The 11,774-nt window shown below is 50.8% G+C and carries 10 protein-coding genes; 3 read left to right on the top strand and 7 right to left on the bottom strand.

All coding sequences use genetic code 11. From position 1 onward, the window contains the following. Positions 1-161: 161 nt before the first annotated feature. The 3 genes from GA004_RS08675 to GA004_RS08665 form a co-directional block, all read right to left on the bottom strand. Positions 162-554 carry a VOC family protein gene (locus tag GA004_RS08675; protein WP_283396934.1) on the bottom strand — a complete coding sequence of 131 codons (393 nt, stop codon included), beginning with the start codon at positions 552-554 and terminating at the stop codon, positions 162-164. 127 nt (positions 555-681) lie between these two features. After that, entirely contained in the window at positions 682-4,071 is a 3,390-nt protein-coding gene (locus GA004_RS08670) for a PVC-type heme-binding CxxCH protein (protein WP_283396933.1), read from the bottom strand. 187 nt (positions 4,072-4,258) lie between these two features. After that, the gene (locus GA004_RS08665; protein WP_283396932.1) at positions 4,259-5,341 is read right to left on the bottom strand and encodes a lactonase family protein; all 1,083 of its coding nucleotides are present in this window, start codon (positions 5,339-5,341) and stop codon (positions 4,259-4,261) included. Between the two features lie 155 nt (positions 5,342-5,496). Between GA004_RS08665 and GA004_RS08660 the strand changes: the two genes are divergently transcribed. Beyond that, complete coding sequence (locus tag GA004_RS08660) at positions 5,497-5,808, top strand: hypothetical protein (RefSeq protein ID WP_283396931.1); 312 nt, start codon at positions 5,497-5,499, stop codon at positions 5,806-5,808. Between the two features lie 27 nt (positions 5,809-5,835). After that, positions 5,836-6,456, top strand: coding sequence for a hypothetical protein (locus GA004_RS08655; RefSeq protein ID WP_283396930.1), 621 nt, complete (start codon positions 5,836-5,838; stop codon positions 6,454-6,456). A gap of 210 nt (positions 6,457-6,666) precedes the next feature. On the opposite strand, the gene GA004_RS08650 is transcribed toward GA004_RS08655, so the two are convergent. Genes GA004_RS08650 through GA004_RS08640 form a run of 3 tightly spaced genes read right to left on the bottom strand, consistent with a single transcriptional unit; the run spans position 6,667 to position 9,522 of the window. Further along, positions 6,667-7,962, bottom strand: coding sequence for a TRAP transporter large permease (locus tag GA004_RS08650; protein ID WP_283396929.1), 1,296 nt, complete (start codon positions 7,960-7,962; stop codon positions 6,667-6,669). A gap of 1 nt (position 7,963) precedes the next feature. Continuing rightward, positions 7,964-8,503 (bottom strand): TRAP transporter small permease, encoded by a 540-nt coding sequence (locus GA004_RS08645; RefSeq protein WP_283396928.1) that lies wholly within the window; start codon positions 8,501-8,503, stop codon positions 7,964-7,966. Next, positions 8,503-9,522: a TRAP transporter substrate-binding protein gene (locus GA004_RS08640; RefSeq protein ID WP_283396927.1), complete on the bottom strand. Its 1,020-nt coding sequence runs from the start codon at positions 9,520-9,522 to the stop codon at positions 8,503-8,505. The genes GA004_RS08645 and GA004_RS08640 overlap by 1 nt, the downstream gene beginning before the upstream one ends. Before the next feature lie 504 nt (positions 9,523-10,026). Between GA004_RS08640 and GA004_RS08635 the strand changes: the two genes are divergently transcribed. Then, complete coding sequence (locus GA004_RS08635; protein ID WP_283396926.1) at positions 10,027-10,263, top strand: hypothetical protein; 237 nt, start codon at positions 10,027-10,029, stop codon at positions 10,261-10,263. 147 nt (positions 10,264-10,410) lie between these two features. Here GA004_RS08635 and GA004_RS08630 read toward each other — a convergent pair whose 3' ends face one another. After that, positions 10,411-11,697 carry a Gfo/Idh/MocA family protein gene (locus GA004_RS08630; RefSeq protein WP_283396925.1) on the bottom strand — a complete coding sequence of 429 codons (1,287 nt, stop codon included), beginning with the start codon at positions 11,695-11,697 and terminating at the stop codon, positions 10,411-10,413. Between the last annotated feature and the right edge of the window lie 77 nt (positions 11,698-11,774).

Here is an 11,774-nt window from a genome sequence, read left to right as displayed (position 1 = left end):
TAGGATAGCGAGCCGGCCTAACGAGGGCGGCCTTATTCAGCTATTAATTATTTCAAACTGCTAGTGATTGGACAGAAAATTTTACACGTAGCCGGTCTCTAACAAAATGTCTAACCGCGTTAATGAGCCATTCCGCAGGAAGTAACTAGGACTGAGCCTATCTAATCTTTTATCGTAAATGGCTGCACCCTTTGGCAAAGCTGTAAACTCATCCCGAAGGGATCTCTCAGCATGATAAGCCGACTCCCTTCCTGTGGGTTCACTTCAACGACAAAAGACGCACCGGCTTCAATCAGTCGATTCATCTCCGACTCGGCATCCTCAACCGCAAAGGCCAAATGATACTCGATCGGATCCATCGACTTGTAGTCCGGCACTTTTGCGGCAAGGTTGCAATAAAGCTCAACCACTACGCGGCCCGTCTTGTCCGCCAGGAATCGCATGTAAGGAGGTCCATCGATAGAGAGGGCGATGCTCATTTCACAATGGGCGACATACCAGTCCGCTACCGCGACTGGTTCTTCAACATTTATTGCGTAATGCTCGAATTTCATGGCTAGCTAGACATTGCCCATCAACTGCCCGAAATGTCACGAATTTTCCCTACTAGAGAGTTGATAGCGACATGATTCAAACGCATTGCAGCCCCTCTTGTATGGGATTAGCAGGCCAGCCGCTTCTCTATTCGTGCTCGTCGCCGTCCAACTTTGGTGCGTGTTTCAGACTGCTTAGATAGGCGACCAGATCTCGCACTTCGCCGTGGCTGAGGAGAAGTCCCATGGGAGGCATTCCGGATATGGGAGGTTGCTTCGAAGCGATGTCGGAATAGCTGACCTTTTCTATCTTTCCATCGGGAAGTTTCAAGCTCACTCCATCCTCGTTGTCATCCATTAAGAGCCCGCTCGCCACTTCACCATTCTTGCGAGTCAGGACCATCGTTCCAAAACCAGGGGCCACAACGGCTCCAGGATCGACGATCGCTTCCAATAGGTATTCCCGGTCGTGGTTGCGCCCAATCGTTGTCAAATCAGGACCGACTTCCGCTCCATAGTCGTTCACTTTATGGCACCTCACACACTGGGCTGCGCCATGGTTCATGAAGACGTCCTCTCCACGATCAACGTCCCCTCCTTGAAGGCTAACGGCATATTTGACTATGGGCTCAGCCGACGCGATCGATTGATCGTAATTCGTAACCAGTTTCTTGATATCCAAATCCGGCCGATTTCGAGCCGCTTCAATAATGTCCAATTTCGTCTTCGAATTTCCCTTACCCTCAATTAGCGCCTGAAGCTGTGTTTGCAGGTAGTTGCCTGACACCGAATCTGACTGGGCTCCAAGCATCGCAATCGCATTTTGACGCGTGACGATTGCTCCTGACTTCGAAAACCTAATAGCCTCTTGAACTCCTTTCGCAGGATTCGCAACGAGCAGGGCTCGCAACGCACTCGAACGCAAACTCGCTTGCCTATCTTTCAAATTCGCAAGGGCCAACCGTTCTAATGCCTGATCCTTGCGTTCCGTCAAAGCGTCCAGGGCAGAGACTCGAACCTCTGCCGAGTTCTTCTCATTCTCGAGTTGGGCCAAAAGTAGTTCTCGATCCGCCTCGTATCCATAAAGCAATGCGAGACGCGTAGACTGAATCAACACGTCGCTTTCCGCAGTCTCCAAAATAGTCGCAATCTCGGATTTCACAACGTCATCGATCGCATCTCGGACGGCGGGATTATCCCGGGGCAAACCCGTCGTCGTATCAATTGGGTTTTGGTCGCTCCAACCTTCTATCGCCGCCAGTGCCTCGCGACGAAGACGTGCAGGTAATTCTGCGTTAGCCGCGTATTTCAAGAGCGCTCGGGCATTCTCCTTTTTTGCCTGGTAGTAGTTCGCATTAATAATGCGATGGTGCATAAACGCGTCTACATCGGTCTCCGGCATTTCGCCAACACCACCCGGAAGAAAATCTCCGATCATACCTGCCAATTCTCCCTCTACCGACAAGAGAGGGAGATCGTTTATCGCGCGGATAGCCTCGTAAGCTAGCGACTTTTCCGGATCTTGGAGAAACTCCGCGATCTGTGGGTCTCGAAGCTTTCGCAAGGCGAGCAACGCCCCCATTCGCACATATTCCGAATCATCTTCAATTCCGCGCTCCCAGTTCGATTTTTCGATTCCCACTAATCCCATAATGGCTCCGTGACGCAGCCATAGGTCCTTGTCTTGGTTGCGGTCAATGGCTGAATACAATTCGGAGACAGCCGGAGCATAGCCGATTCGGCCCAGGCCAATTCCCGCGTACATCGCCACTCGAGGATGCTCGTCGCGAAGGGCTTTCACAAGGAGGTCAGCTGATTTTACCACACGAAGGTCTCCCAAAACACGAGCGGACTGAATGCGCACTTGGTCGTTCGAGTCGGAAAGCAAATCAAGGAGTGGCTCCAAAATGGACAGTCCTTCATCCGCAGCCATCTGACCTAATCCCCAAACGCCATGAATACGGACCAGCGTGGGCAGCTCCGCGCGTGTCGCGGCACGCGTGAACGCCTCGATTCCCAGCCTACCACGTTTCGCTAGTTCGAACTGACTCTTTTGACGAATTTGCAAATGGTCTCGACCCAGCATCTCAGCCAATTCCTGTACTTCGTACTGCGCAAAGTCAGATAGCAATATTGCCTCATTCTCAGTGACTTCCGGCTTGTCGATTTGACCGGGGACGTCCATCGCATAAATATTCCCTACGTCCTGATTCAGCCAACCTCCATAGTTGTAATCCGAAATATACAGTTTGCCATCCGGTCCAAAATCGATGTCGACACAGTTCGAACCTCGGAAAAACGTCTCGTTGTTGATCATCTTATAGGACGCGCCGTCTTCCTCTACATTGAACATGGAAATGTAGGACTGGCTCAGAGAACCTTTGTAGACGATGACAAAAAACTTGTCGTCGTACTTTTCGCCCATGCTGCTTGATGGGTTAAAAACCAGTCCCGACGGCCCCCCTATCAGCTGCCCTATACCGGGAAGGATGAATGCTGGCTGCTTGTCATTGCGAACTTCCCAAACGTGCTCAGTTATCCAACTGAGCGGCAATTTCGCATCACCGGTATATTTCGAGGATCTGAGCTCTAGGTCCTTGGTAAACGACATGATCGACTGGTGCCCTGCGTGCCAGCCCGAGTCGCCACCCTCCACCAGATAATTGATACGCTCCAAGTCTACACCGTCCGCATCGTTGTCCGCCGTAAAAAGATTCCCATAGTCGTCCCAGGCAAGCTCCTGTGGGTTTCTCAATCCGTCATAGAAGAGTTCTACATTCGACCCGTCCGGATCGCAGCGAAAGACAGCCCCTTTATTGGGACCAAAAAAATGCTCGCCTTCCTTAGTATTCACATTGTACCCACGGTCCCCAATTGACCAATACAGCTTACCATCTGGCCCCCAGGTCAGGCCATGCATGTCATGGCCTGAAAAGCTCATGCGGATTCCGAATCCGTCCTGCAAAGACGTTCTCTTGTCTGACACGCCATCCCCGTCCAAATCCTCCAGCATCCAGAGATGGGGAACATTCGTGTAGTAGATTTTACCGTCGCGCTCAATCAATCCAATGCCAGGACCATCCAATGGGTCATTGAATCCTCCCGCGAATATCTTCGAGCTATCAGCCCTTCCGTCCCCGTCGGTATCCTCCAGCAAACTGATCTGGTCCGCCTTGCTCGAATAGTATTCCATGGGGAACTGAGCCGCGTGGTTCTGGAACATCTTCAATCGATCCGCATTGCTCTCAATTTGAATATCCTCAACCAGCATCATGCGACGCTCGCGAATATCGTCGACCCCAGTCCGCCAGCGATTAATCTCAGCCACGTAAAGGCGGCCTTGAGAGTCGAACGTGATCGCAGACGGATTCTGTGTCTGAGATTCGTCCGCCCACAATTTTATGACTACATCGTCCGGTTTTTCGAAATTCCGCATGCGAATTTCCGCTTTCTCGTCGTAAAACTCACGGATAGCCGGATCGGACTCCGCCCCGAATACTGCGGGGATGAGCGATAGTGTAAGGAGCAATCTCTTCATAAAAATCTAGGAACCTTGGTTTCCCTTTAAAAGGACGGATCTTTTCGGCAAGTCAGTCAGGAATTTCAACCCAATTGCGCTAACAAAATGAAGGATATCAGCAGTGAGAGATCCCGATTGATCCGAATTCCGAACGGGAAACGACTCCCAAAGGGTTCGTCAGATGGAGAACCATTCCCAGTTTAAGCTATCGTTTCACTACCCTTACGCAGGTACAGATGGGAACGTTTTCGACGATTTCCTGTCTCGAAAGCTCTCCCGATTCCGCATCGACTTCGAAATACACAATATTGCTGGAGTCTCGATTAGCGACAACTAGGAGCCTTCCGTCTTCGTCCAAAACGAAATTTCGGGGATGCTCGCCTCCTGAGGAAACCCGCTGTATTAAGGATAAAGAACCGTCCCCCTCATCAATCGAATAAACCACAATGCTATCATGTCCTCGATTGGAGCCATAGAGGAAGCGATTGGAAGGATGGACCAGGATCTCGGCCGTTGTGCTCTCCTCAGAAAAACCATCCGGCAGCGTATCAACTGAGCTTTTGAGAGTCATTTCCCCTACAGCCTCATCCCACTCATATTGAGTCACCGTACCGTTGAGCTCATTTATGGCATAGATCCACCGCCCATTTCCATGGAATGCCAGATGCCTTGGCCCCGCCCCTGGAGCAGTCTCAACGTAGGGGGTCGCTGCCGGTGCGAGCGCTCCGTTTTCGCTGTTAAAGCGGTATACGTAAATCCGATCCATTCCCAAGTCGCAAACCAAGACGAAACGATTGGATGGATCGCTGTAAATCGAGTGGGCGTGCGGGGCATCCTGTCGGTCGGGATTCACTTCCGTTCCACTCCCTTCCAAAACCAGAGAGAAAGCTTTTTCACTAATCACCCCACTGTCAATTACAGGGAACACAGTTATCACGGCATCATTGTAGCTAGCACCGAGTAGCCATTTTTCTGAGCGATCTAGATTGATGTGGCAAAGCCCTTCTCCAGCGGCTTCTTGCTCATTAATAAACTCCAATCCCACCTTTCGCTTATTGATCCGAAAGGAACGAACCAACCCGCTTTCCCCATCACCTAAAGCAATCGAATAAAGCACCGTTTCATTACGGTTTAATCGCTGAAATCCAGCCTTCTTTTGATGGCATTCTAATCCCGCCGCAGAAAGTTCCAAAGGAGCATGTGAGAGCGTTTGTGAATAAATCCCGTCGTCGCTGCCCGTTCCGCTAGTGCCGTAATAGGCGATGTACTTTTGGTTTCCTGTATTCATTTTTGCCAAGCCATAGTTGTCCCATCGCAAAACGCAAGGTGCTACTGAAAGGTTCCGGCATAGGATCAAACGCCGGCAGAGTGCTCGACAGAACGTGTGTTTGAGGGCATTCGAATTGATTAGACTCCCCAGTCCATTCTGCTGTGTTTCTTAAAATGAAAAGAACTGTTTTTCTAATCGCTATTACTTTTCTACCTTCCCTATTCCATACGGCTTCCCTGCCCGATCCACTCGCCCTCAAAACGATTCAATCTGGCGAATTTGAGATAAAAGTCCAACGGCTCCCGCAAAACCCCATCATTTCCTACGAGTCCTCCATCACATTGGGGACCAAAATAAACGGCCCCTCCCTCATCAAAGTTCCCGACTGGATCGAAAACCCCCTTGGGAAATACAACCTCTATTTCGCTCACCACGACAGTAAATTCATTCGGCTTGCCTACGCAAACAGTATCCAAGGGCCTTAGACTGTACACGAGCCTGGTACGCTTCGTGTGGAGAATTCACCCGCCTTCATAGGACACATTGCTTCACCCGACATTCATATCGATCACGAATCTCAAGAAATCCGCATGTATTTTCACGGATCGCGCCAGAACCAAAACCAGAAAACAGCCATCGCCGTTTCCAAAAACGGTCTGGAATTCAAGGCACCTAACTTCGTGATTGGCTCCGCCTACTTTCGAGTATTTGAGCATTCTGGACACCACTACGCGATCGATGCCCATGGGTATCTCAATCGTTCTCGCCATTACGATCGAGATTGGGTAATTTCCGAAAAGCAGCTCATCACTCCCATCACAGTCAACGACCAATATGGGAATCGCGACGATGTCCGCATACGCCACTCCGCAACCTGGGTAATGGACGACACCCTCTTTCGTTTCTATACTCGCAAGGCCGACGCGCCGGAGCGGATTCTCATGAGCACCGTTTCACTTCAAGGCGACTGGCACGAGTGGAGTGCCAGCAGTCCAGTAGAGATACTTCGGCCTGAAGCTGAATACGAAGGTATCCAATTTCCCATTAAGCCTTCAAAAAGGGGGGCAGAATCAAAGTGCAGCAATTGCGAGACCCCGCGATCTTCCACGATGACGATGAGCAATCGTACCTAATCTACACCATAGCCGGCGAAATGGGCCTAGCCACCGCCGAAATCTCCATTTCTCGGATTTCCCTGTAGAATGGAATGGCACGGTATTGTGGGAAACAGATAATCTCCGATCACCCACAAATTATTAATACAATAATAGGCCCTCGGCCCGACGAAAGCCCTATTGTTGGTGAGCTTTTCCGAGGTAAGATCACCCAGTGCCCAATTCACGTCAAAGCCCCAACATACGGGGAAGCCAGAGAGTTAGAGCCGGCCAATAGGTGATCAGCATAAGGCCAAAAAACATCGCGATGAATATGGGTAAAAGAGGTCGAATCACTTTCGCCAAAGTCGTCCCCCCCACGCCACATCCAATAAAGAGGCAGGTTCCCACCGGTGGGGTACACAAACCAATACAAAGATTGGCAATCATAAGCACACCAAAGTGCACCGGATCCATTCCTGAACTCATTACTACGGGAAGAAAGATAGGAGTGAAGATGAGCACCGCTGGAGTCATATCCATAAAGGTCCCCACTATCAAAAGGAGAATGTTAATAATCAGCAGTGTGACCAGTGGGTTGTCGGATATCCCCAACAAGGCAGCGCTTACTGCCTGTGGCACCTGTTCAAACGAGAGTGCCCAACTCATCGCCTGGCTCGCCCCGATTAGAAACATGACCACCGAAGTCGTCTTGACGCTTTTAAGCAAAATCCGGTGGAGATCGCCGACCTTGATTTCCCGATACACCACAATCCCCAGAAAAAGAGCGTAGGCCACCGCTACCGCGGATGCCTCGGTAGCGGAGAACACTCCTCCTAAAATCCCACCCAGTACAATCACAATCAGCAGCATGCTCGGCAACGCCCCAATCAAAGCCGCCCACAAGCTAGGCCGTTCGCTGGCATCTAAACTCTCGACCGCCGTGCGAGACGGGTTTGAAAGCCAAGCCGCAAACATTATAAGTGATCCGATCACAATTCCGGGTATTACCCCTCCAACAAAAAGAGCGGCCACTGAAACATTGCTAGCCACCACGGCATAAACTATCATTATGTTGCTCGGAGGGATCAGCAATCCCGTCGTAGCCGAAGTTGTGGTAAGAGCCACACTAAACTCCCGGCCATAACCCTTGCGAGTCATCTCTGGGATCATAAATCCCCCTATCGAAGAAACCGCAGCGGATGCCGAACCCGAAACGGCACCAAACATCATACAAGTAATCGTATTCACATAACACAGCCCACCTCGAAAGCCGCCCACTAAAAAGTTGGCGAAGTCAATAAGCCGTCTCGCCATGCCGCCCTCTCCCATCAGCACGCCAGACAAGACAAAGAAGGGGATCGCCAGAAGCGGAAAGCTCGCGATTCCCGTAGACATACGCTGGGCGACAACATATCCCGTGGGCACATCGCCTATGGCGTAGATAGTCAATACAGTCGCTCCTCCAATACATACGGCAATCGGGACATCGAGCAGCAAGAGAACAATAAAGCCCGTCAGTAGTATGAGTGCTTCTGTATCCATCCTAATCTGACTCTTTTTCTGCGGATTGAGGGGAAGTCTTTAGGTCGAAGTCAACCGAAAGGTACGCCATAAGGTGTTCAAAGGCAAAAAGGCAAAAGACGACGCCACTAATCGGCACGACCGAATAGACATAACCCATCGGAAGATTCAGCGCCGGAAGGACCTGTCCTGAGGCGAAGGTTTTAATCACCAAATTCCATCCTCCATGAACCAAAGCGAAAGCGGAAAAGGCGAATACAATTACTTCCACAAATATGGCCGAGAGCCGCCTGGCCGAAGGCTCGAGCTTCCCGACAAAGTAATCTACCCCCAGATGGCCTTTCTCCCGAAAGGTCAACGCCGCGCCCATGAGCGAAATCCAGACGAGAAGATAAACTGCCAGCTCTTCGGTCCAACGCGTTTGCTCTCCCAAAACGTACCGAGAAAACACACCCCAAAGAACATCGACCACAAGTACGGCCATTCCCACCACAAGCAGCACCTCCAACCCTTTAACGAGCCTAAGAACGCAGCGAGTGAAAATCGATTGAACGTGTGACATTATCGGACTTCCCTGATCCGCTCGACTAGAGATCCAATCGGAGTCCCTTCAAAACGCTGGTACATGGGAGCCATCTTCTTAAGGAAAGGCTCCTTGTTCGGCCGATAAACGGTCACGCCGTTCTTTTGCAGTCGCTCCAGCGAATTTTGCGTCTCAACTCGCCATAACTCCCTCTGGAACACGACTGATTCATCCGCCGCCTCTTGAACCCAAGCTTTCTCGTGAGGAGCGAGTAACTCCCAAATCGACTGGCTAAATAAAACGATGTCGGGTATGCGTGTGTGCTCATCGAGCGAGTAGTGCTTTGCCACTTCGTAGTGTCGGCTCGTTTCGAAACTCGGGGCATTGTTCTCCGCCCCATCTACCATGCCCTGCTGCAGCGCCGTGTACAGTTCCCCGAAAGGAATTGGTGTGGGAGAGCCCCCCATTTGGGAAATCATATCCATCGACATTTTACTCCGCATCACACGGATTTTGTGGGAATCCAAATCGTTAGGCGTCAAAATCGGCTTGTCGATTGTATAGAAGCTTCGACTACCGGATTCGTAGAACATCAATCCGTGCAGCCCACTGGGTTTTCCCAAGGTCAAAAGCTCTTTGCCGATGGGTCCGTTTAGAACCCTCCAGAAATGGTCTTCGTCCCTAAATAAATAAGGCAAACCGAATACGCCCATTTCGGGCGTGAACGCCTCCATCGGCGCCACAGAGGCTTTGACCATGGCGAGCACACCTCGCTGCACCTGCTCGATGGTCTCCGTTTCCGTGCCCAACTGCCCGTTAGGAAATATCTCAATGACCACCAGCCCTCCCGATTTCTCTGCCAACCGGTCACGCATAAATTCCATCGCCAGATGAACCGGGTGAGATTGGTCCAAGGTGTGGGACAACTTGAGTACTTTCGTTTGTGAATCTGATCCAGATTCGCTACCGCTATTGGAAAGCAAAGAAAAAGCGAGAACTGTCAACAACACCCCCACGATCAATCCGAGGCTGAAATAGGAGGTAGTTATTCGACTCATAGGGAAACACTCGAGAGAACACGCACAGAAACATCATTGTCAAGGGGATAGCTGTGGAAGCAGAAGCCAAAGACTTTTATGAAAAAGAAGGCTCCATCTCGTGGATTTTCTACAATTGTTCGGATCATGAAATTCGCGGTTCTTGAGGAATATGAGGTCGCGATGGAGGACGATTCATCAACCGCTATCCCGATGTCGCCAGGGAGAGCACGACTAATATGGACCTTGCGGTAAAACCAATGTGGGCACTCAACTTAAAAGGCTGTATCCAAGAATTAGGACATGCTCTCGGCCACTCGCATCTAAGCCCCAAACCGTTAACTCAATTGGGGAACACACTCATGGGCCTGATAAACCGAGCCTTTAAAGCCTAAGCAAAACTCGATTATGAAGAGCCTCAAGTTTACCTGAGCGAAGCCAGTGCCGGCATGTTAGTATATCATCCTATTTTCCAAAAAAACCGCTAACAAGTCTTCTAGTTCTCGATTCAAGAGCAGCATCAATGTGAGCGAAATTTCAGACCGTTACATTCAACTAGCTGGATCCGTTACATCGTCCAACAAAATTCATTCGGTGGTTCTTTTTGATTCGGATAAAGCATTCGGCAATTACTGGTCCCGGTCTTACCGAGCACCAGTCGACCTAGCAGGATCGTTCGCACTTAAAGTCGATGAGCCTTTCGCCGCCGCGAGCGGAAATCTCTCCCTATTCTTTTGCACTGAGAATGGGCGTAACACCTGAACGGGAAGCAAGGAGGTGCTCACTCGGGACCCCATTAGTTTCTCCTTTTGCGGAATCCCGGAAAGCCGAGTATTCACGAGAAATTAAGTCGCCAAAGAAAAGGGACGGTCCGTTAACCGTCGCTTTTAAAACTATACTGAGTAGAGATTAAACTCTTCTGCGGATTTCGCCACCGTCACCAGGAACGGGAACCACATTCTCTTCCGGGAGCACGACCGTTCCTTTCTCGAAGTCCTCTGCTTGCACGGTTGCTTTGAGATCGTAGAACTCCGACTCAGTATTCTCAATCAGATCCCGGAATCGTACGTACTTGCCCGTGTAGGCCGCGTAACGGCCCATGATTGCGGTCGCTGTGGATTCAGCGATTTGGCGGGCCTCGTTGATCGGATTGCCGCTCCGAGCACTTTGTATCCAGGTAATCAATTCCTGTACGTTACCATCTTTGTCCATGACGTTGAATTCCGGAATCGACACATTCTTGCCCTTGAGCTTTCCGCCACCTTGGACCTCTCCTTCCGTTCCCCTGAAGAATTCTCCCACTCGTGGATAGGTCCCGCTAATTTGGCGACATTGGCTGTGGATGTGAACACCATCGCCATAATCCAAGTCGAGGCTGAAGAAATCGTAATTATTGCCCGATTCCCGACGCGCCCTTCCGCCAAATCCAATCGCGGATTGCGGCGTCCGGCCGAGGTACCAATTGGCCACATCGATGTTGTGTACATGCTGCTCGCCGAGATGATCGCCAGACATCTGCCACCAATTGAGCCAGTTGCGAGCAAGATAGTCCGCATCGTTCCACCCCTTTTGACGTTCCCAGATCCAGGGTACGTTGCCGTTCCAGCTTACCGTTCCACCAAGGATTTCCCCTATGGCACCATTTTGGATCCTAGCTGCGTTTTCCATATAGCCGATGGTGTGGCGACGTTGCGTGCCGGCCAAAATAGCGAGACCTTTTTTCTTCGCTCTTTCACCTGCCGCGATGACGCGGCGACAGCCAGGCGCGTCAACCGCCACTGGCTTCTGCATGAGCACATGCTTCCCTGCTTCCACGAGCGTATCCAAATGCTGTGGACGAAAAGAAGGCGGTGTAATAAGCATGACGAATTCTGCATCCGACTCCGCTACCTTCTGGTAGGCATCCCAACCAACGATGCATTTGTCCCGACTGACTTCGTACTTGTCTGCTTGCTCGAAAGCCTTGTCCTCGAAGGCGTCCGCAATCGCCACGTACTCTGCCTCTAGTCCAAGCATATCGCAGGCTTTGATGAAATTTGGGATATCCCGATTCGAGCGTCCACCGCAGCCAATGACCGCGACTTTCACTTTTTTATTTTTTGATACAGCGGCTTTTGCCGTGCTCGAGAGCAGTGTCCCGGCGGCAGCGACTGAAGTCGCTGCCGTTCGGACAAATTTGCGTCGTGAGAATTCCATAATAATCTTTATTGCGGGTTGAATTAAATTTCGCTCCGAAAGTTCCCGGCCTCTCGGCAGCCATTGGATTTTAGTGA

This window comes from Candidatus Pelagisphaera phototrophica (genome assembly GCF_014529625.1).
GTDB classification, from domain to species: Bacteria; Verrucomicrobiota; Verrucomicrobiia; order Opitutales; family Opitutaceae; genus Pelagisphaera; species Pelagisphaera phototrophica.
This window is presented reverse-complemented; position numbering and strand designations above follow the sequence as displayed.